This window comes from Candidatus Protofrankia datiscae (assembly GCF_000177615.2).
In the GTDB taxonomy this organism is placed as follows: domain Bacteria; phylum Actinomycetota; class Actinomycetes; order Frankiales; family Frankiaceae; genus Protofrankia; species Protofrankia coriariae.
This window is the reverse complement of the sequence record NC_015656.1, coordinates 559,549-579,630: the sequence shown is the minus strand read 5'-3', so window position 1 is coordinate 579,630 and position 20,082 is coordinate 559,549. Positions and strand designations below refer to the sequence as shown.

General features: G+C 69.3%; 19 protein-coding genes and 3 pseudogenes. 18 read left to right on the top strand and 4 right to left on the bottom strand.

Going from position 1 to position 20,082, the window contains the following annotated elements; all coding sequences use genetic code 11:
- Positions 1-23: 23 nt before the first annotated feature.
- The 9 genes and pseudogenes from FSYMDG_RS02450 to FSYMDG_RS02415 all read left to right on the top strand — a co-directional run bounded on the left by FSYMDG_RS02450 (position 24) and on the right by FSYMDG_RS02415 (position 7,238).
- Positions 24-500: an SRPBCC family protein gene (locus tag FSYMDG_RS02450; protein WP_013872025.1), complete on the top strand. Its 477-nt coding sequence runs from the start codon at positions 24-26 to the stop codon at positions 498-500.
- A gap of 123 nt (positions 501-623) precedes the next feature.
- Positions 624-1,037, top strand: coding sequence for a cupin domain-containing protein (locus tag FSYMDG_RS02445; protein ID WP_013872024.1), 414 nt, complete (start codon positions 624-626; stop codon positions 1,035-1,037).
- 72 nt (positions 1,038-1,109) lie between these two features.
- Positions 1,110-2,402, top strand: a complete 1,293-nt coding sequence (locus tag FSYMDG_RS02440) for a beta-ketoacyl-[acyl-carrier-protein] synthase family protein (protein WP_013872023.1) — start codon at positions 1,110-1,112, stop codon at positions 2,400-2,402.
- A complete protein-coding gene (locus FSYMDG_RS02435; protein WP_013872022.1) occupies positions 2,399-3,673 on the top strand; it encodes a beta-ketoacyl synthase N-terminal-like domain-containing protein in 1,275 nt (424 codons plus the stop codon). The genes FSYMDG_RS02440 and FSYMDG_RS02435 overlap by 4 nt, the downstream gene beginning before the upstream one ends.
- On the top strand, positions 3,670-4,509 hold the full coding sequence (locus tag FSYMDG_RS22565) for an ester cyclase (RefSeq protein WP_013872021.1): 840 nt from the start codon (positions 3,670-3,672) through the stop codon (positions 4,507-4,509). Before FSYMDG_RS02435 ends, FSYMDG_RS22565 begins: the two co-directional genes overlap by 4 nt.
- 72 nt (positions 4,510-4,581) lie before the next feature.
- Positions 4,582-4,947: pseudogene (locus FSYMDG_RS29925) on the top strand (hypothetical protein); the annotation flags it as partial.
- A gap of 79 nt (positions 4,948-5,026) precedes the next feature.
- A pseudogene (locus FSYMDG_RS29920) lies at positions 5,027-5,236 on the top strand (hypothetical protein); the annotation flags it as partial.
- Between the two features lie 99 nt (positions 5,237-5,335).
- A complete protein-coding gene (locus FSYMDG_RS25670) occupies positions 5,336-5,746 on the top strand; it encodes a glycosyltransferase (RefSeq protein WP_050803294.1) in 411 nt (136 codons plus the stop codon).
- A gap of 22 nt (positions 5,747-5,768) precedes the next feature.
- A complete protein-coding gene (locus tag FSYMDG_RS02415) occupies positions 5,769-7,238 on the top strand; it encodes an FAD-dependent monooxygenase (protein WP_013872020.1) in 1,470 nt (489 codons plus the stop codon).
- Positions 7,239-7,375: 137 nt separating this feature from the next.
- Here FSYMDG_RS02415 and FSYMDG_RS02410 read toward each other — a convergent pair whose 3' ends face one another.
- Complete coding sequence (locus FSYMDG_RS02410; protein WP_013872019.1) at positions 7,376-8,071, bottom strand: hypothetical protein; 696 nt, start codon at positions 8,069-8,071, stop codon at positions 7,376-7,378.
- Between the two features lies 1 nt (position 8,072).
- A pseudogene (locus FSYMDG_RS29490) lies at positions 8,073-8,252 on the bottom strand (sigma factor-like helix-turn-helix DNA-binding protein); the annotation flags it as partial.
- Positions 8,253-8,553: 301 nt separating this feature from the next.
- Between FSYMDG_RS29490 and tnpC the strand changes: the two are divergent.
- On the top strand, positions 8,554-9,990 hold the full coding sequence (gene tnpC / locus FSYMDG_RS02405; RefSeq protein ID WP_013871651.1) for an IS66 family transposase: 1,437 nt from the start codon (positions 8,554-8,556) through the stop codon (positions 9,988-9,990).
- 38 nt (positions 9,991-10,028) lie between these two features.
- Here tnpC and FSYMDG_RS27830 read toward each other — a convergent pair whose 3' ends face one another.
- Complete coding sequence (locus FSYMDG_RS27830) at positions 10,029-10,715, bottom strand: IS630 family transposase (protein WP_237702726.1); 687 nt, start codon at positions 10,713-10,715, stop codon at positions 10,029-10,031.
- Positions 10,700-11,170: a helix-turn-helix domain-containing protein gene (locus FSYMDG_RS27825; RefSeq protein ID WP_043602714.1), complete on the bottom strand. Its 471-nt coding sequence runs from the start codon at positions 11,168-11,170 to the stop codon at positions 10,700-10,702. The genes FSYMDG_RS27830 and FSYMDG_RS27825 overlap by 16 nt, the downstream gene beginning before the upstream one ends.
- Positions 11,171-11,298: 128 nt before the next feature.
- Between FSYMDG_RS27825 and FSYMDG_RS25655 the strand changes: the two genes are divergently transcribed.
- The 8 genes from FSYMDG_RS25655 (at position 11,299) to FSYMDG_RS02365 (ending at position 19,994) form a co-directional block, all read left to right on the top strand.
- Complete coding sequence (locus FSYMDG_RS25655; protein WP_013872017.1) at positions 11,299-11,610, top strand: hypothetical protein; 312 nt, start codon at positions 11,299-11,301, stop codon at positions 11,608-11,610.
- Positions 11,586-12,683 carry a methyltransferase domain-containing protein gene (locus FSYMDG_RS02390; RefSeq protein ID WP_013872016.1) on the top strand — a complete coding sequence of 366 codons (1,098 nt, stop codon included), beginning with the start codon at positions 11,586-11,588 and terminating at the stop codon, positions 12,681-12,683. The genes FSYMDG_RS25655 and FSYMDG_RS02390 overlap by 25 nt, the downstream gene beginning before the upstream one ends.
- 149 nt (positions 12,684-12,832) lie before the next feature.
- Positions 12,833-14,188 (top strand): ArnT family glycosyltransferase, encoded by a 1,356-nt coding sequence (locus FSYMDG_RS27820; RefSeq protein WP_013872015.1) that lies wholly within the window; start codon positions 12,833-12,835, stop codon positions 14,186-14,188.
- Positions 14,185-15,000 carry a hypothetical protein gene (locus FSYMDG_RS27815; protein WP_013872014.1) on the top strand — a complete coding sequence of 272 codons (816 nt, stop codon included), beginning with the start codon at positions 14,185-14,187 and terminating at the stop codon, positions 14,998-15,000. The genes FSYMDG_RS27820 and FSYMDG_RS27815 overlap by 4 nt, the downstream gene beginning before the upstream one ends.
- A 592-nt stretch (positions 15,001-15,592) precedes the next feature.
- A complete protein-coding gene (gene glgC, locus FSYMDG_RS02380; protein ID WP_013872013.1) occupies positions 15,593-16,837 on the top strand; it encodes a glucose-1-phosphate adenylyltransferase in 1,245 nt (414 codons plus the stop codon).
- A 159-nt stretch (positions 16,838-16,996) separates the two neighbouring features.
- Entirely contained in the window at positions 16,997-18,172 is a 1,176-nt protein-coding gene (glgA, locus tag FSYMDG_RS02375; protein WP_013872012.1) for a glycogen synthase, read from the top strand.
- Positions 18,173-18,277: 105 nt separating this feature from the next.
- Positions 18,278-18,865, top strand: a complete 588-nt coding sequence (locus FSYMDG_RS23825) for a DUF1353 domain-containing protein (protein WP_013872011.1) — start codon at positions 18,278-18,280, stop codon at positions 18,863-18,865.
- Positions 18,866-19,046: 181 nt separating this feature from the next.
- Positions 19,047-19,994: a metallophosphoesterase gene (locus FSYMDG_RS02365; RefSeq protein ID WP_202797664.1), complete on the top strand. Its 948-nt coding sequence runs from the start codon at positions 19,047-19,049 to the stop codon at positions 19,992-19,994.
- The last annotated feature ends 88 nt before the right edge of the window (positions 19,995-20,082 follow it).

Below are 20,082 nucleotides of genomic sequence, written 5' to 3'. Positions count from 1 at the left end.
CATCGTCAACCAAACGGAGAGCCATGGCCGGGCGCACGGAGAACTCGATCTGGATCGATGCCGACATCGATCTGGTCTGGACGATCACAAACAATCTCGAGGACTGGCCGAATCTTTTCACCGAGTACGCCGCGGTGGAGATTCTCGAGCACCACGACCAGACCTTCAGGTTCCGTCTGACGATGCACCCGGACGCGAACGGAAAGGTCTGGAGCTGGGTCTCGGAACGGACGCTGGATCCGGAGAAGCACCGCGTGCGGGCACGCCGGGTCGAACCAGGCCCCTTCGAGTTCATGAACATCGAATGGACCTACGAACCGGAAGGCGCCGGCACCAGGATGCGCTGGGTGCAGGACTTCCACATGCGCCCGGACGCGCCGGTCGACGACGAGTGGATGACCAACAACATCAACAACAACACCCGACGGGAGATGGGCGTCATCCGGGAGAAGGTCGAGCGGGCCGCCCAACACGCGAAGGCCCTTCCTCAGCAGGTCTGATCAGCTCCGATCAGGGCCCGGCATCTGTTGTGAATCACGCGCGCAGCGCCGGGCCCATCGGATCCCGTCCCGGAAGCCGATCAGGCGGCTCCGGGAGGTCCGCGACGCACCCAAGGAGAAGCGATGACCCTGACGACCAACAACCCGGCCGTGACGCCGCAGGTGCTCTCCATCCATGACGTCCCGGCCAACCGCCGCCGCGGCGGCGACATCCGCACACTGCTGTCCCCCGCGACGGTGGGCGCCAAGTCAGGCTTCCTCGGCACGCTGACGCTGCGGCCCGGCGAGTTCGTCAGCGAACACTGGCACCCGTACTCCGAGGAGTTCCTGTACTGCGTGTCCGGGCAGGTCGTCGCGCGGCTCGATGGCGAGCACACCGCACTCCCCGCCGAGCACGGGTTGCTCATCCCGATCGGCACCCGCCACCGGATCGTCAACGACGGCGACGAGACCGCCTTCCTCGTCTTTCATCTCAGCCCGCTGGCACCGCGGCCGGACCTCGGCCACGTCGACACCGAACCGCTCCCCCAGCCCTGATCCAACCCCGATCCAGCCCCGAAACACCCGCTATGGAACACCCGTGAGAAACACCCCGTGAAGGAGCCGGAAGTGAGAAGGACGGCCATAACCGGCATCGGCGTGGTCGCGCCAGGAGGCACTGTCCGCAAGGAGTTCTGGGATCTGCTGACCGAGGGCCGGACGGCGACCAGGCGTCTGTCGTTCTTCGACCCGACGCAGTTCCGCTCGCAGATAGCCGCCGAATGCGACTTCGACCCGGACGCTGCTGGCCTGACCCCGCAGGAGATCGCCCGCAACGACCGCTTCGTGCAGTTCGCCCTCGCGGCCGCGACCGAGGCCGTGGCCGACAGCGGTCTGGATCTCGGCCGGGACGGCGCCGACAGCGCCGACGGTGCCGACGCCGGTGGCCCGGTGGTGGCCGTCAGCATGGGCAGCGCGGTCGGCGCGACCACCCGTCTGGAGGACGAGTACGTCGTCGCCAGCGACAGCGGACGCGACTGGCTCGTCGATCCTGTCTACGCCTCGTCGTTCCTTTATCACGCTCTGGTTCCAAGCTGTCTGGCCACCGAGGTGGCCTGCCGTTTCTCCGCCCACGGCCCGGCGCACGTGGTCTCGACGGGCTGCACCTCCGGGATCGACGCGGTCGGGTACGGCCACCAGCTCATCGCCGACGGCGAGGCCGACATCGTGATCGCGGGGGCGACGGACGCGCCGCTGTCCCCGATCTCCATCGCCTGCTTCGACGCGATCCGCGCGACGTCGGCCCGCAACGACGATCCCGAGCACGCCTCCCGGCCGTTCGACGCCAGCCGGGACGGGTTTGTCATGGGTGAGGGCTCCGCCGTGCTCATCCTGGAGGAGCTCGAGCACGCCCGGGCCCGGGGCGCGCACGTGTACTGCGAGATCACCGGCTATGCCGCCCGCTCGAACGCCTTCCACATGACCGGTCTGAAGGCCGACGGGCTCGACATGGCCGAAGCGATCTCGGACGCCCTGCGGCAGGGCCGTACCGACCCGACCAGGGTCGGCTACGTCAACGCGCACGGCTCCGGGACCAAGCAGAACGACCGCCACGAGACGGCCGCGTTCAAGAAGTCGCTCGGGCAGCACGCCTACGACGTCCCGGTGAGCTCGATCAAATCCATGGTCGGCCACTCCCTCGGGGCGATCGGCGCCATCGAGATCGCGGCCTGCGCCCTGGCGATCGAGAACCGGGTCGTCCCGCCCACGGCCAACTGGTCCAGCCGGGACCCCGAGTGCGACCTGGACTACGTGCCGAACATCGCCCGCGAGCACGACGTCGACGTGGCGCTGTCGGTCGGCAGCGGCTTCGGTGGGTTCCAGTCGGCCATCGTGCTCGACCGCGGACGAGGTGACCGGTGAGCGCCGCCCGCGCCGGGCTGCGTCCTGTCATCACCGGCATCGGGGCGGTCACCCCCAGCGGCATCGGGACCGAGGAGCACTGGCGTTCCACGCTGCGCGGTGAGCTGCGGGTGGGGCCGATCACCAGCTTCGACGCCAGCCGGTACGCCACCACGCTCGCCGGTGAGGTGACCGGCTTCGACCCCGCCGACCACATCGGCGGCCGGATCATCCTGCAGACCGACCGGTGGACGTGGCTGGGCATGGCCGCGACCGGGTTCGCGCTGACCGACGCCGCCTATGACCCGGCGGCGTACGACCCGTACGCGACCTCGGTGGTGTTCGGGGCCGGATCCGGTGGTAACGACTTCGGCCAGCGGGAGATCCAGCGGCTGTGGAGCCGGGGCCGCCAGGCCGTGAGCGTGTACCAGTCCATCGCCTGGTTCTACGCGGCAACCACCGGCCAGACCTCCATCCAGCACGGTATCAAGGGGCCGTCCGGGGTCGTGGTCTCCGACGACGCCGGCGGTCTCGACAGCCTGGCGCAGGCGCGGCGGACCATCCGCCGCGGAACGCCGGTGGTGCTCGCCGGCGGCGCCGAAGCCGGCCTCACCCCCTACGCGCTGACCTGCCAGACCACGAGCGGACGCCTGTCCACCAGCCGTGAGCCACGCGGCGGCTACAAGCCGTTCGACCGTGACGCGGGCGGCCATGTGCCCGCCGAGGGCGGCGCGACGCTCGTCGTGGAGGACCCGGCGTCCGCGGCGGCCCGCGGCGCGCCAGGGGTGTACGCCGAGATCGCCGGGTACGCGGCGACCCACGACGCGTACCACCACCGCGACCCGACGCCGGATCCGCGCTGGTACGCCGAGGCCATGCGCCGGGCGCTCGCCGACGCGCGGCTCACCCCGGCCGACGTCGATGTGATCTTCGCGGACGGAGCGGGCTCCCGTGACCTCGACGAGGTCGAGGCACGCGCGATCCATGCCGCGTTCGGCGCGCACGCCGAGCGCGTCCCGGTCACCGCCCCCCAGGGGCTGACCGGGCGGATGAGCGCGGGCGGCTCGGCGCTGGCCGCCGTCAACGCCGTGCTGTCCATCCGCGACGGGGTGATCCCGGCGGTGGGCAATCTCGACGACCCGGCACCGGAGTACCGCCTCGACCTCGTCCGGGTGCCGCGCGAGGCCCCGGTGCGAGTCGCCATGGTCAACGCCCGCGGCTACGGCGGCTTCAACAGCTCGCTGATCCTGCGGGCCGTCGACCCCGCGACCACGGACGGAGGAATCCGATGATCAGAGCGACGCTGCGCATGCTCGTCCGTCCCGACCGGGAGCAGGACTTCGTCGACGCCTGGGAGAAGATCGCCTCGGTGGTCCGCCAAGCGCCGGGAAACCTACGCCAGAGCCTCCTGCGCACCGGCCCCCGCGAATTTGTGATCACCAGCGACTGGAACAGCCCGGAAGCATTCCAGAAATTCGAGCGAAGCCCGGAACAGGACGTCCTGACCGCACCCCTGCGCGAACTTCGGGAAAGCGCGAGAATGGAAGTCTCAGAAATCGTCCTGCATGTCGAGAAAGAAGACTCGGAAATTTCTCCAGAAAGAGCGGAATCCGCCGTCGACAGGCAGGTCGAGGCCAACCGGAGAACGATTATCGAGCATTTCCGGTCGCTGGAGCGCGGGGACGTCGACGCCGCCGTGTCGGCCTTCGCGCCGGACATGGTCAACCACCGGCTCCAGCCGGGCAGCCCCCCGGGGCGCGACGGGCTGGCCCAGACCCTGGCGGTCGTGCTGCGCGCCTTTCCGACCGGGACCTGGACGGTCGAGAACATCGTCGCGGACACCGAGAACGTCGTGGCGAAACTGGTGGTCGAGGGCGAAGCACAAGACGTTATCATGGGTGTGCGGGCGACCGGCCAGCGGGTCACCTGGCGGCACATCCACTGGTTCCGCATATTGGACAGCACGGTGGTCGAGCACGACGCCATCCGTGACGACCGCGGCCTGCTGCGCCAACTCGGCGTGGGCACGGGGGGAACGCATTCCGGCGGGCTCGGCGTCAGTCTGCCGGGAAGTACTCGCACACTCCAGCCGGATACCGGTGACCGCGACCCGGCGTTCACCGCCTGAAACGGGATTCCGGCCCGGGACGACCATCGCGGGCCGTGTCCCCATACCTGTCACACCCGTAAGGAGCAATTCGTGCGAGTGCTCTTCACCACTTCTCCGGTCCACGGTCATCTCTTTCCGCTGGTTCCGCTCGCGCACGCGCTGCGGGCGGCCGGCGACGACGTCCTGGTCGCCGCGCCGGCGAACTTCACCGGCGCCATCACCGAGGCCGCGCTGCCGGCGGGGGCGACCGCGCCGTCGGTCGACTTCCTCACGATCATGACCAGGGACCGGGACGGCCGGCCGGTGCCGCCCGCGACAACCGCCGCGGAACGCAACGAGGGCACCGGCCGGGCCTGGGGGCGCCTGACCGCCGCCACCCTGCCGTACACGCTGGAACTGGTGGAGCGCTGGCGCCCGGACGTCATCATCAGCGAACCGACCGAGCACGCGGGCCAGCTCGCCGCCGAGACGCACGGCCTACCCTGGGTCGAACACGGCTGGGGTGTGACGACAATGCCCGAGGCCCGGCCGCCCGCCCGCCCGCGACGAGCTCACGCCGGAACTCGCCCGCCTGGGCCTGACGGACCTGCCCGAACCCACGCTGCGCCTGCACCCGTGCCCGCCGAGCCTGCGGCCGGCGGACCCGCCCGGATCCCGCGACCGGCACATCCGCTACGTCCCCTACAGCGGAGCCGCCACGCTGCCGGAGTGGATCCTCAGGCGGACGGAGCGGCCCCGGGTCACCCTGGCCGTCGGCAGCAGCCTGGTCAGGGCCGCCTTCCGGGACCTCGCGGAAACGCTGGCGGAGGTCGCCACCGTCCTGCACGGCCTCGGCATCGAGGTCGTGGCCGGCCTGGAGGACCCGATCAGCCCCGGCTGGACGCTGCCGCTGCCGGCCGGCGCCCCCACCGATCTGCTCCCGCTGCACCTGGTCGCACCCACCAGTGACCTTGTCGTCCACCACGGGCGCTCCGGGGCGGCGCTGACCGCGGTGACGGCGGGCCTGCCGCAGCTCGCGCTGCCACGGTTCGCGGACCAGTTCGACAACGCCGCGCGCATCAGCGCCGCCGGCGCGGGCCGGCAGCTGCTGGGGGAAGGCGTCACGGCCGAGTCGGTCGTCGCGGCCTGCCGCGACCTGCTCGACACCCCCTCATACCGGGACAGGGCGGCGGCGCTCTCCGCCGAGAACGCCGCCCAGCCGACGCCCACCGACGTCGTCGCGGTCATCCACGACCTCACCGCCGCCCTGGTCTGACCAAACGGGAGCAGCTTTCATCATGGAGACAGATTTCTGCGTCATCGGCGCCGGCCCGGCCGGGCTGACCCTGTCGCTGTTACTGGTGCGATCCGGCGCCCGGGTCGTTCTCGTCGAACGGGCGACGTCGTTCGACCGCGAGTACCGCGGCGAGATCCTCCAACCCGGAGGCGCGCTCATACTGGACCAGCTGGGTGTTCTCGACGGCGCCCGCAAACGGGGGCACTACGAGTGCTCGCGCTTCCGTATCGTCTCCGGCGGACGCCCCCTGTTCCAGGCCGAGTACGACCAGATCGAACCGCCGTACAACCACTTCCTCAGCATCCCGCAGCCGAACGTGCTGGAAGAACTCTTCGACGCCTGCAAACAGTACGACCGCTTCGTGTATCTCGACGGCCGGTCACCGAGCGGGCTGCTCCTGGACGGCGAACGCGTCGTCGGCGTCACCCTGCCGGACGGCGACACCGAGCAGCGGATCGACGCCCGGTGCGTGATAGCCGCGGACGGGCGGCACTCGAAGACCCGGCGGCTGGCCGACATCACATTCACCAAGATCGACGCCTTCGACTACGACATGGTGTGGTTCAAACTGCCCGCCCCGCAACGGCACGGCCCCGAGGTGACGGTCTTCCAGGGCGACGGCAACCCGATCATCGTCTACGACGCCTACCCCGACAGCCTCCAGCTGGGCTGGACGCTCCCACGGCGCAGCTACCGGTCGCTGGCCCAGCACGGGATCGAACACATCAAGGAACAGATCCGCCAGTCCGTCCCCCGGTACGCCGACCTGATCACCAAATACGTCAACGCGCCCGGTGACCTTGCGGTGCTGGACGTGTTCGCCGGTTTCGCCGACACCTGGGCCCGGGACGGCCTGCTGCTCATCGGGGACGCCGCGCACACGCACGGACCCATCGGCGGCCAGGGGATCAACCTCGCGATCCAGGACGCGGCACTCGCGCACCCGATCCTCGTCTCGGCGCTGGCCGCCGGCAGCTTCGACCGCGACACGCTCGGCCAGTTCGAACAACAGCGGCGGCCAGTCGTGGAAACGGTCACGCAGATGCAGGCCAGGCAGGCCAAGCTGCTGTTCGCCCGCCCCGGCGACCCCCCGCCCGACCTGTCCGCCGAACACGGTGCCCCCGGTGGCCCCGGCGGGCACGGTGGCCCCGGCGGGCACGGTGGCCCCGGCGGGCACGGCGGACCCCCGGCCGGCCCGCCCGCCGAACACAGCGGCCCTCCAGCCGGCCCGCCCGCAGGGCACGGCGGGCCGCCGGCCACCCCGGATACCGGACGCGGTGGTCCCCCAACCGGCCCAGGCACCGACGGCGGTCCCGGGGACGGCCACGGGCACGGGCACGGCGGCCCGCCGAGCGGCCCGCCTGCCGGCGGTGGTCCCGGCCGCGGCGGCCCGCCGCTCGTCGTCAACGCGTCTCCGGTAGCCTTCGGCACCCAACGCGTCTCAGCCCGCACCGACCTCTTCGTCGACTGATCTCCTCGTCGACGGCATACACGTCATCCGGTAATTTCCCCAGCAACCGGTCTCGTTCATCAAAAAACTGAAAACCAGCTTCCTGGACAGATGTGGTGACCGCTTCTGTGTCGAGACGGTCACCGCATCGGTCAGCATCATTCCGTGTGCGGCACTATGATCACGGTCGACTGGTCGTGGTCGAAAGCAAGGCTGGCGCAGGGCCGGCCCACCGCCCACGGCCGACCGAAGCCGCTGTCGTCGATCCGCCAGGACTGTAGGCCGTAGGAATCCAGCTTCTGCCGGACCATACTGATGATTTCACTGCGGGGACGGCAGTGATCCGCCCGTACCGCGGTTACCACGTCATTCTGGAAAGCGGCGAAGATGCGCGCGGAATCAGACACTCCCGTGAACGGCCGCAGCCCCAGCCTGCGGCAGGCGTTCTTCGACGGAAAGACCGTGACAGCCCCACCCGAGGTAAGGCAGGCGACGACTTCTGACGGCACGTTCATCCCGGTGGACCGCCACACCTGCCGGCAGGATTCTACCGGGTCCGTCACCCCGCCGCCGACAATGTCCGTCTCACCGTGAAGACTCACCATCTTATAACATGACACCGTCGTGGCCTGGGTCGCCGCATCACCGGGAAGCAGTCCTCGGCCGGCGGCCGTCCCGAGAACAGCCACCACGGCCACGACCGGAACGACTATCAGCTTTCGCCGCCACCATGGCCTCCGGGCCGGCTCGGAAGCCGCCGCGATGTGGCGTTCGAGCAGTGCCTGGCGCTGCGCCAGCCGCTCTGCCGGGATGGCCCGTTGCGGCGGAAGCCGCGGAAAATCCAGATCGGACATGTCACGCCCCTTCCCGACTGTGTCGGCCGGTGAGCGGTGTCGCCGTGTCGACGGTTTCCTGGAACGCGCCCGGCCCCGCGGCCCGGGCCTTCGCAAGCCGGGCGCGGGCACACGCCAGACGCGACCGGACCGTTCCCACCGGAACGCCCAGGGCGACCGCGGCTTCCACGTAACTCAGACCTACCCTCAACCGAGGATGACGGCGATCATGGATACCGGGCCTCGGCGATGCAGCTTTGATCAGGAGCTTCTCACGCTCCCCGCACCACGGCAGGAGGGGATGAGTGGGCATCTTTGCACTCGTGGCTGCGTGAACCTGGTACTGAGGGGTGCGGAATCTTTGCATCGGACATTGCGGAATCGTAACTGGTCAGGTCTGGTAGATCGTTTGTTTTTGGTTTCCCGGCTGGCTGGGACTCCTCGATGGCCTGAAGGCCCGGGTCGTTGGTGCTGTGTGGTTGATCGGGCCGTAGGGTCCGGGTGTGTCGGATGGTCCGCCCGCGTCGCCGCCGGTGCCGTCGTATGACGAGCTCGCGGCGCTGGTGGTGAGTCTGCGGGCGCAGCTGGTCGAGACCGCTGCGGCGTTGGAACAGGCGCGGGTGCGGATCGCCGAGCTGGAAGCTCAGGTCGCGAAGAACTCGCGGAACTCGGCGAAGCCACCGAGTTCGGACGGGCTGGCGAAACCGCCACCGAAGTCGCTGCGGAAGAAGACCGGCCGCAGGCCCGGTGGGCAGGGCGGGCATCCGGGATCGACGCTGCGGATGCTCGCTGAGCCTGATGTGCGCCTGCGGCATGAGCCGGGGCCGTGTGCGGGGTGCGGGGCGGGGCTTGCGGGCCGGCCTGTGACCCGGACCGAACGGCGGCAGGTGTTCGACCTGCCCGAACTACGTCCGCATGTGGTCGAACATCAGCTCATCGAGCGGGAGTGCGGCTGCGGGACGCGGACGAAGGCGGCGGCACCGGCCGGGGTGGACGCGCCGGTGCAGTACGGGCCGCGGGTGGCCGCGGCGGTGGTCTACCTGTATTCCGGTCAGTTCCTGTCGCAGGAGCGGACCGCGACCGCGCTGGCCGAGCTGGTTGGGATCCCGATCTCGGCGGGCACGGTCGGTGCGATGACCGCCCGTGCCGCCGCCGGACTCGACGGCTTCCGTGACACCGTCCGGGGTCTGCTGGCCGCCGCCGACGTGATCGGGGCCGATGAGACGGGGCTGCGGGTCGCCGGGAAACTGCACTGGGTGCACTGCGCCCGCACCGACAAGTACACGCTGATCGACTGCCATGCCACCCGCGGCAGCGGCGGGATCGACGCCCTCGGGGTGCTTCCCGCCTTCGGTGGGGTGGTGGTCCACGACGCCTGGGCCCCCTACGACAGCTACACCGGCGCCACCCACCAGCTGTGCGTCGCTCACGTGCTGCGCGAACTACAGGCCGTCGTCGACGCGGCCCCGACGGGAACCTGGTGCTGGGCCGCCCAGGCAGGCGACGCGCTCGTCGCCCTGCACCGCCTCGCCGTCGACGCCGCCACTACCGGCGTCACCATCGACGAGCAGGCACCGGCCACCCAGACCCGGCAGCTGCGCCACGCCGCTCACATCGGGATCAGCCAGACCTCGCCGCGCGGCACGAAACTCATGGCCGCCCGCCATGCCCTGGCCTGCCGGCTCGTCGACCGCGAAGCCGACTACCTTCGGTTCACCCGCGACTGGCGGGTTCCCGCGGACAACAACGGCTCCGAACGCGACATCCGCATGATCAAACTACGGCAGAAGGTATCCGGCTGCCTACGCACGCTCACCGGCGCCCGCCAGTTCTGCGCGATCCGCAGCTACCTGTCCACCGCCACCAAACACGGCATCAGCCTGTTCGACGCTCTCGTCCAACTTGCCGAGGGCCGTCCCTGGATGCCCGCGATCAGCTAACTCAAGATCAAAACTACCTGACTAGTAGACTGTCGCCGCTAATGTGTGGGGTATAGGTGGCGGAGTTTGGTGCGGGCGTCATCGGTGGTGAAGTGCCAGTTGACTTGGCGCTGGTTGGCGTTGACGGCTGTCTGCCAGGCGTCGAGTTCGGTGTTCAGGACGTCGAGGGTGTCGATGCGGCGGTCGAGGCATTGGCGGGTCAGGGCGGCGAGTTCGATTTCGGCGATGTTGAGCCAGGAGCCGTGTTTGGGGGTGTGGTGGATCTCGAGTCGTTGCGCGAGTGCGAACGCGACGGCCGGGTCGAAGGCCTCGTAGAGCGAGGAGATGTCGTGGGTGTTGAGGTTGTCCATGACCAGCACGACCCGTTCGGCGTCGGGGTAGTCGAGGGTGAGCAGGCGCCTGACGTGGTGTGCCCAGTCGATCCTGGTGCGCCGTGGGGTGGCCTGGACGCGGCGCCAGCCGGCGAGTGGCTCGACCCAGCAGAAGATCGAGCAGGTTCCGTGGCGCACGTACTCGGAGTCCTCGCGCCGGTCACGCCCTGGCGTGGCGGGGATCGGGTCGCGGGCGTGGGCCAACAGCTGGTAGGGCTTCTCGTCCATGCACACCACGGGCACGCCCGGGTTGTGGGGCCGGGCGTAGACCGCCAGAACGTCTTCCATCCGCGCGGCGAACTGCGCGTTCGCCCTCGGTGGGATGGTCCAGCACTTCCTCAGATGAGGACGCAACCTCGTTTTTTTAAGACCCGGCCGATGGTGGAATGGTCCAGGTCCGGGATGTCGGCGACCAGCGCGACGTGCTTTTCCAACAGCCGCAGCGACCAGCGTGCATAACCAGCCGGTGGCTGCGAGCATGCCAGCGCGATCAGTCTGGCCTCAACCTCGCCGGTCACCGGGGAAGGCACCGGGGGAAGCTCCCGTGCCTTCCGACCGATCGTGGCCCCCACATCCCCACCGGTCTCGGTGAACCGCTTCGCGACCAGCCGCAGCGTCTCACCCGAGACCCCGACCCGGACCACGAGTTCTTCTTGGGAGGCAACCGGGCCGACCGAGGTGTCCAACGCGAGCAGGACCCGCGCCCGCCGGATCATCGACGCCGGATGAACCCCCGTCGAGGTCACCCGAACCAACTCGTCACGATCAGCCTCGGTCAAGGTGACCGGCCACTTCTTCTGCGAACCCACGACACAGTCCTGACCGGCAGAGGGACGGGGAGACCTGCCAGACCCAACCCTCTCACCCAGACACAAGACACACCAGAACTAAGCAGCGACAGTCTACTAGTTACGCGGAATCTTGGTAGTCTGCCGCTGTGGAACGGCCCTACCTGCCCAGGCTCGTCTACGGGCTGATCCAGGAACTCCTGACGGAGCTGCCCGATCTGCGGGACTATGTCGAGCTGGCGTTGCGCGGCGGTTTCCCGAGGCGGCGCTGCGCCTTTCCGCCAGGACCCGCGCGCACGGTCTTTCAGGGAAGCGTCATAGGAAAACACTCGAAACCTAAAAACGACTGCGCCGCGTGTAACGGTAGCGGAACGGTAGTGGTCACGGGCGACGGGGAGGGCACGGGTTCCGGGCAGGAGAAGAAGAGGCGTTCGATATGCAACGGCACGGGGAAGGTGTAAGAAGAGCCGATTTCATTCCCAACGTGATCTGGGTGAACGGTGATGGCTCATGGATGGTTCCGCTGAATCGGGCCAAAGAACCCGAACGCTGGCAGGCCGCGGTCGACAGCGACGCACCCGTCATCATCCAGGTCGACGACGGAGCCGACACGTACGGTGTCGGCAGGGGCATCTTCCCGACGAGTTCGAGCAGCGCTTCCGGTGTCATGAAGAAGATGCTGGACATGTTGGACGTCCAACTGGGAATGGACGTCCTCGAAATTGGTACCGGAACCGGATACAACGCGGCGCTCATCGCCGAACGATCGAAGACGGGCCGGACAGCCACGATCGAGGTGGACCCCGTAATCGCGGATCACGCCCGCGCGACGATAGCCAGACTTGGAATTCCGGTCACCATTGTCACGGATGACGGCACACGCGGCTACTCCAACGGTGCACCTTACGATCGAATCATGGCCACGGCGAGCGTCAGCACCGTTCCCTACGCCTGGGTAGAGCAGACCCGTCCGGGCGGCCGGATCGTCCTACCGCTCGCCGGAAGTTTCGGACAGTGCGCACTCCTGTCACTGACCGTCACAGACGATGGAACCGCCCGGGGGCGTTTTCAGAGCACCGCGGCATTCATGAAGATACGCAGCCATCGTGACGGCGCTCCGCTGTGGTGGACACACGAGGACAACCGCCAGATCAGCTTCACGCCCGTTCGTCCACGCGAGGTGTTCGAGAACCACGACGCGGGTTTCGCCCTGGGGCTGGCATGCCCCGGAATGATCGCGGGAAGTGCTACCGATCCCGAGACCGGGATCGTCTTTCTTCGCCTGTCACATGCGCGGTCCCGATCGTGGGCCTCCTTCGCGGACGATCCGGAGGACGAAGGATACGAAGTCCTCCAGTGTGGGCCACGCCGGTTGTGGGAGGAACTGGAGGCCGCCTACCACTCGTGGATCAATGCCGGTAGACCAAGGTTCCACCGCTTCGGCATGACCGTCACTCCACACGGCCAGGAAGCCTGGCTCGGCACCCCGGGCCACATTGTCTTGCCCGTCCAGCGGCCGGCCGCCTGGAGCTGAGCAAACTGACCTGGGCAGACCTGGACAGGCTCTCAGTCGGCTCCCAGGCTCACATCAGGTCAGCGTCAGACTGAAACCCCACTATCAGGTCCCATGACGGTGACTCCCGACCTTCGACAGCAGCCCGGACCGACGGCGAGGATCCGGCCATGACCACGACCGTTCCCGAGCGGGCGGGCATTCCGCCCGCCCCGGCCGCGGCACCCGGCCGCCCCGGCGCCGGTTCCCGGGCAGGGGGCCGGTGGGCGCGAAGCCTCCTGCGCGGCCGGGAGAGCGATCCGGCATGGGTGCGTCCCGCGCTGCTCGCCCTGCTGGCCGGGACGGCCGTGCTCTACATCTGGGGGCTCGGCGCCTCCGGCTGGGCGAACAGTTTCTACAGCGCCGCCGTCCAGGCCGGGTCGTCGGACCTGACGGCGTTCTTCTTCGGCTCCTCGGACGCTGCGAACTTCATCACCGTGGACAAGCCACCGGCGTCACTGTGGGTGATGGACATCTCGGTGCGTATCTTCGGGCTGAGCCCGTGGAGCGTGCTCGTCCCGCAGGCGCTGGAAGGTGTCGCCGCCGTCGGGGTGCTGTACGTGACCGTCCGGCGCTGGTTCTCCCCGGCCGCGGCGCTGCTGTCCGCGGCCGTGTTCGCGCTGACACCGGCCGCGGTGCTGATGTTCCGGTTCAACAACCCCGACGCGCTGCTCGTCCTGCTGCTGCTCCTCGGCGCCTACGCGACCGTCCGGGCTGCGGAGACGGGCAGCGCCAGGTGGCTGGTCTGGGCGGGTGTCTTCGTCGGTTTCGGCTTCCTCGCGAAGATGATGCAGGCCTTCCTGGTCGTGCCGGTCTTCGCGCTCACCTACCTGCTGGCCGCGCCGATATCGCTGCGACACAGGATCGGCCGGCTGCTGCTGTCCGGGGTGGCGATGCTCGTCGCCGCCGGCTGGTGGGTGGCGGCCGTGGAGCTGTGGCCGAAGGGTTCCCGGCCCTACGTCGGCGGGTCGCAGAACAACAGCATCCTCAACCTCGTCTTCGGCTACAACGGCTTCGGACGGCTCAACGGCAACGAGGCCGGCAGCGTCGGCGGAGGCGGCGGAGGCACTGGCGGCCGCTGGGGGGAGACCGGCCTGACCAGGATGTTCAACACGGAGATGGGCGGGCAGATCTCCTGGCTCATCCCCGCGGCACTGATCATCATGGTAGCCGTGATCGCGATGCGCGGACGCGCCCCACGCACCGACCGGACCAGAGCCGCGCTGCTGCTCTGGGGCGGCTGGCTGGTCGTCACCGGCGTCACCCTGAGCCTCGCCAAAGGAATCATCCACCCCTATTACACGATCGCGCTCGCGCCGGCGGGGCCGCGGCCGTCGTCGGCATCGGCGGCGTCCACCTGTGGCGTGAACGCGACCGGCTCGGGTCCTGCCTGGTCCTGGCGGCCGCGGTCACCGCCACGGCGGCGTGGTCATACGTCCTGCTGCACCGGACGCCCGACTGGCAGCCGTGGCTGCGAGCGCTCGTGATCGCTGTCGGTGCCGTGGCGATCGTCACGCTGATCCTCACGCTGGTGCTTCCCGCGCGTCCGGCACGTCGCGCCGCGACGGTGCTGGCCGCCGCCGGCATCCTGGTGACGCTGATCGGGCCCGCGGCCTACGCGGTCGAGACGGCCGCCACCCCCCACACCGGCGCCCTCCCGTCGGCGGGGCCCACCGGCGGCTTCGGCGGCGGCCCTCGCGGAGGCGGTTTCGGCGGCGGAGGCTTCGGCGGCGGCGTCCGGATGAACGGTCCGGGCGGCGGTGTCCCGCAGGGGATGCCACCAGGCGGCATAACAGGCCAGGGCGGCGCGACGGGAGGCCAGGGCGCTGTGCCGGGCCAGGGCGGCACGACGGGCCAGGGGGGCGCGACGGGCCTGGGTGGCGGCTTCGGCCAGCAGGGTGCGGCGATGTTCGGCCGGGGCGGCGGCCTCGGGGGGCTGCTCGACGCCGGGACGCCGAACGCCGAACTGGTGACCGCGCTCGCCCAGAACGCCGAGCGCTACACCTGGGTCGCGGCCACCATCGGATCCAACTCCGCCGCCGGCGTCCAGCTCGCCACCCGTGTACCGGTGATGGCTATCGGCGGCTTCAACGGGACCGACCCGGCCCCCTCGCTGGCCCAGTTCCAGGAGTACGTCGAAGCCGGGAAGATCCATTACTTCCTCGCCAGCGGTGGCATGGGCCGCGGTGGCGGCTCCGGCGGCACCGCCAGCGCGATCACCACATGGGTCCAGCAGACCTTCACCACGACCACGATCGGCGGCACGACCGTCTACGACCTGACCAGGCCAGTCGCATAAAGTAATCACCGCGCAGTATCTCCGGAACAGGACCGGGGCACGGGTCTCCCGGCGGCGCGAAAAGCGCTTTTCGCGCCGCCGGGAGGCCTTCTTCCATTTTTCAGCTTCTTTCCACTTTTCAGCTTCCAGTTTTCAGCTGCCAGCTTCCAACCGGCCCCGTCCTTTCAACCGACAGCAGCCACTTGCGACCGTCCGCAGGCGGCCAGGGCGCCGCCCCGGAGCCGGAACATGCCGGGCGGCCCGGCACCTGAGACGACCTGGCGCACGGGCAGCCTGGCCACCTGGGTGGACGCCGGCAGCAGGCCCGTGTCCCGGCGTCCAGCGGGATGATCCTTGTCACGGGCGCCGGGGGCGGCCCGGCTGGCGGGGCGACGGTAAACCCGGCGGTGGCAGGTCGTCGCGGATCTACGGTCCGGAGCCCGAATTCCACTACCCGCTGTTAGGCTTCGGCATTGTCGGCCCGGCCGAACGCGGCCGTGCCCGACCGGTCGATGACGACACAGCGCAGTCACTCACCGCAATCACACTGTGTTATCTGAACCATTAGAAACCAAGCAGTTACAAGCATCGGCGTCACCCTGAGAGGTCTGGGATGTCACGACCACGACCACGAGTGCTGGGTGTCGTGCTGGCGGGAGGCGAGGGCAAGCGGCTCGCGCCACTCACCGCCGACCGGGCCAAGCCGGCCGTCCCCTTCGGCGGCCTCTACCGGCTGATCGACTTCGTCCTGTCGAACCTGGTCAACGCGGGCTACCTGCGTATCTGCGTGCTCACCCAGTACAAGAGCCACAGCCTGGACCGCCACATCACCACCACCTGGCGGATGAGCAACCTGCTCGGCAACTACATCACCCCGGTACCGGCCCAGCAGCGACTCGGCCCCCACTGGTACACCGGATCCGCAGACGCCATCCACCAGTCCCTCAACCTCGTCCACGACGACCAGCCGGACATCGTGGTCGTCTTCGGCGCCGACCACGTCTACCGGATGGACCCGCGGCAGATGGTCGACCAGCACCTGGCCAACGGAGCCGGCGTCACCGTCGCCGGCCTGCGCGTCCCGCGGGCCGACGGCACACAGTTCGGCGTGATCCGTCCCGGCGCGGACGGTTACACCATCGACGCCTTCCTGGAGAAGCCCGCCGACCCGCCCGGCCTGCCGGACAGCCCCGAGCAGACGTACGCCTCCATGGGCAACTACGTGTTCTCGACGGACGTCCTGATCGACGCGCTGCGGGCCGACGCGGACGACGACACCAGCGTCCACGACATGGGCGGGAACATCATCCCGATGCTCGCCAAGGCCGGCGTGGCGCAGGTCTATGACTTCACCTCCAACGACGTACCCGGGGCCAACGAGCGGGATCACGGCTACTGGCGTGACGTCGGCACCCTGGACTCCTACTTCGACGCGCAGATGGACCTGTGCGCGGTCGACCCGGTGTTCAACCTGTACAACCGGAACTGGCCCATCCTGACCAACGTCCCGTCCCTGCCGCCGGCGAAGTTCGTCCACGAGCACCCGAACCGGACCGGCACGGCCGTCAACAGCATCGTCAGCAACGGCGTGATCATCTCTGGTGGTCTGGTGCGCCACTCGGTGCTGTCGCCGGGCGTGCGGGTGAACTCGTGGGCGCATGTCGAGAACGCGGTCGTCATGCACAACACGGTGATCGGACGGCGGGCCGTGGTCCGTAACGCCGTCCTCGACAAGAACGTGATCGTGCCCGAAGGCGGCGAGGTCGGGGTGGACAAGGAGCACGACCGCGCCCGTGGGTTCACCGTGAGCCCGGAGGGCGTGACCGTCGTCGGGAAGGGTGTCACGATCACCTGCTGACAGCAGGCGTTCAGCGTTCCGGCCGGAGCCGGAGCCCGACCGGCTCCACAGGCTTCGGCCGGCTTCAGGTCTTCGGCCGGGCTCCGGAGCCCGGACCCAGGGCCCGGGTCCGGGGTTCGGCCGGCCACCAGGCACAGGTCACCAACCACAAGGGCGGGCATGCGCGTTTCACTGCTGACCAGGGAGTACCCACCGGAGGTCTACGGCGGCGCGGGGGTGCACGTCGAGTACCTCGCCCGCGAGCTGGCCCACCTGGTGGACCTGACCGTGCACTGCCAGGGCGCCGACCGCCCGAGCCCGGACGGCCTCACGGTACGTGCGCACCGGCCGTGGGAGGTGCTCGCGGACGCCGGGGAGGCACTGCGGACGGTGTCGGCCGACCTGTCCGCCACCGCCGCTGCCGCGGACGCCGACCTGGTGCACTCGCACACCTGGTACGCCAACCTCGGCGGGCACCTGGCGTCCCTGCTGTACGGGATCCCGCACGTGATGACCTCGCACTCCCTCGAGCCGCTGCGGCCGTGGAAGGCCGAACAGCTCGGCGGCGGCTACGCGCTGTCGTCATGGTGTGAGCGGGTCTCCATCGAGTCGGCGTCGGCCGTCATCGCGGTGAGCAGGGGCATGCGAGCGGACGTCCTGTCGGCCTATCCGGCGGTCGACCCGACCCGGGTGCACGTCATCGGCAACGGGATCGACACCGACGAGTACACCCCGGATCCGGCCACCGACGTCCTCGCCCGCTACGGCGTCGACCCGGAGCAGCCGTCGGTGGTGTTCGTCGGACGGATCACCCGGCAGAAGGGCCTGCCGGTGTTGTTGAAGGCGGCGGCCGGGTTCGACCCGCGGGCCCAGCTCGTGCTCTGCGCGGGGGCGCCCGACACCGACGACCTGCTGGCGGAGGTGACCGCGCAGGTCGACCGGCTGCGCGACACCCGCAAGGGCGTCGTGTGGATCCCGGGCATGCTGTCCAAACCCGAGGTCATCCAGCTTCTGACGCACGCGACCGTCTTCGTCTGCCCGTCGGTGTACGAGCCGCTGGGGATCGTCAACCTGGAGGCCATGGCCTGCGGGACGGCCGTGGTCGCCTCCCGGGTCGGTGGCATCCCCGAGGTCGTCGACGATCGTGTGACCGGGCTGCTCGTCCCGCCAGAGGACCCCGCAGCGCTCGCCGAAGCCGTCAACACGCTGCTGGGCGACCCGGCGCGCGCGAACGCGATGGGCCGGCGGGGCCGGGACCGCGCCGTCGCCGAGTTCGGCTGGCAGGCCGTGGCGGAGCGAACCGCCCGCCTGTACGAGTCGATCCTGTCCCCTGCCCGGCTCCGGCCGTCCCCCTGATCCCGCAACCGTCCCCCTGGCTCCGGTCGTCCTCCTGGCTCCGGCTATCGTCCGGGGCCTGCCCGTCCTCGCCCCCAACGCCGCGGAACGAACGACGAGGGACACATGCCCTTTCTCAGTGACAGGATCGCCGTCGAAGAGATCGACGACATCCGTTGGCGCCTGCTGGAACCCGTCAGCTACGAGGGAAAAGAACAGGTCTTCACCGTGCCGACGGGGTTTACGACCGACTTCGCGTCGGTCCCACGCTTCCTCACCTGGCTGGTACCCACATACGGGCGTTACACCAAGGCGGCCATCCTGCACGACTGGCTGTGGAAACTGACCGACGCCGGCGACTTCGACCACGCCGACGCGGACGGGATCTTCCGCTGGGCAATGCGTGAACTCGATGTGGCCTTCTTACGGCGGTGGCTGATGTGGGCGGCGGTGCGACTCGCCGGCGTCCGGAAATCGGGGCTGTCCACGCTGTGGCGCCCGGGGTTCGGGCAGCTCGCCGCGCTCGTCGCCGTCACCCTTCCCGGTTTTCTCTTCGTCCTGGTCCCCGGCTGCGTCGTCCTCGCCGCGCTCTTCGTCTTCTATCTCGCCGAATCCACCGCCTTCCTGATTCTGAAAATCGGCAGCCGGCGGGCACCGACCGGAAAGCCGGTGAAAAAGGTCAACCCTCCGTCATTCCGGTGGACGCCGTCGTAGACGGTCCCGCATCTTCCACGAGCCGGTGCCGGGCAGCCCGTAGGTGTCAGCGCACTGCGCTTGTCGACCAGGCGTCGCCCGGTGGCCGAACTGTCGTCACCGGCCGGTGGTCGAAGGTGTCGAGAGTCATCGCATGCGACGACACCTGTTAGCAGTGGCGCTTGCCGCGACCGTTGCGGTCGTGGGACTCGTCCCGGCCGGTACCGCCATCGCCGCACCCGGCAATCCCGGCCCCGCCGGGCCCGACGGGCCCGACGGGCCCGCGGTCACCTTCGCGCTGCTGGGCGACACTCCTTACGGCGACGCCCAGCGCGCCGTCCTCCCGCACCTGGTCGACACCGTCAACGCCGATGCGGACATACGCTTCGTGCTGCACGCCGGCGACGTCAAGAACGGCTCGTCCACCTGTGACGACGCCCGCTTCGCCGATCTGGTACAGCTCTTCGGCACGTTCGACGATCCGTTCGTGCTGACACCCGGCGACAACGAATGGACCGACTGCCACCGTACGGCCGCCGGCGGATACCTACCCACCGAGCGCCTGGAGGCGGTTCGCCGGGTGTTCTTCCCGGAACCGGGCCGTACCCTCGGCCGTCACCAGCTGAGGGTGGCGACGCAGGCATCCGACCAACGCCACCGCGAGTACCGCGAAAACGTGCTTTTCACCCGGAACCGGATCGTCTTCGCCACCGTGCACGTCGTCGGCAGCGAGAACGACCTGGCACCGTGGTCACAGCTGCCCGGTGGGGACCGGCCGGACCTGCGGCTGGCCGAGTTCGAGGCACGCAAGGCCGCCGCACTCGACTGGATCGACACCGCTTTTGCCACCGCCGAGCGCACCCACGCTCCCGGCGTACTCCTGCTGATGCAGGCCGAGCCCACCGAGACCCCGGGCTTCACCGAGATCCGCCGACGCATCGCCGAACGGTCGCGCGGGTACGGCAAGCCGGTCCTGCTCGTGCACGGCGACGAGCACATCTATGAGGTGGAACCCAACTACGCCGGAGTACCCAACCTGACCCGGCTGGAGACCTTCGGCGACACCGCCACGCAGTGGTTGCGGGTCACCGCCAACCCACGCACGCCGGGCGTCTTCTCGTGGACGACGCAGACGGTGCCGTCCACCTGACGGACCGGCCGGCAGGCGGCGGGCCCGGCGGATCCGGAGAGCCTCGGTCCCTGGCCTGCTCGGTGGTTCGAAGAACCATCGAGCAACA

Bases quoted from the DNA above. Each gene is read 5' to 3' on its own strand.
- FSYMDG_RS02450 (WP_013872025.1), top strand. From the start codon at position 24: ATGGCCGGGCGCACGGAGAACTCGATCTGGATCGATGCCGACATCGAT.
- FSYMDG_RS02445 (WP_013872024.1), top strand. From the start codon at position 624: ATGACCCTGACGACCAACAACCCGGCCGTGACGCCGCAGGTGCTCTCC.
- FSYMDG_RS22565 (WP_013872021.1), top strand. From the start codon at position 3,670: ATGATCAGAGCGACGCTGCGCATGCTCGTCCGTCCCGACCGGGAGCAG.
- FSYMDG_RS02415 (WP_013872020.1), top strand. From the start codon at position 5,769: ATGGAGACAGATTTCTGCGTCATCGGCGCCGGCCCGGCCGGGCTGACC.
- FSYMDG_RS02410 (WP_013872019.1), bottom strand. From the start codon at position 8,071: ATGTCCGATCTGGATTTTCCGCGGCTTCCGCCGCAACGGGCCATCCCG.
- FSYMDG_RS02390 (WP_013872016.1), top strand. From the start codon at position 11,586: ATGCAACGGCACGGGGAAGGTGTAAGAAGAGCCGATTTCATTCCCAAC.
- FSYMDG_RS27820 (WP_013872015.1), top strand. From the start codon at position 12,833: ATGACCACGACCGTTCCCGAGCGGGCGGGCATTCCGCCCGCCCCGGCC.
- glgC (WP_013872013.1), top strand. From the start codon at position 15,593: ATGTCACGACCACGACCACGAGTGCTGGGTGTCGTGCTGGCGGGAGGC.
- glgA (WP_013872012.1), top strand. From the start codon at position 16,997: ATGCGCGTTTCACTGCTGACCAGGGAGTACCCACCGGAGGTCTACGGC.
- FSYMDG_RS23825 (WP_013872011.1), top strand. From the start codon at position 18,278: ATGCCCTTTCTCAGTGACAGGATCGCCGTCGAAGAGATCGACGACATC.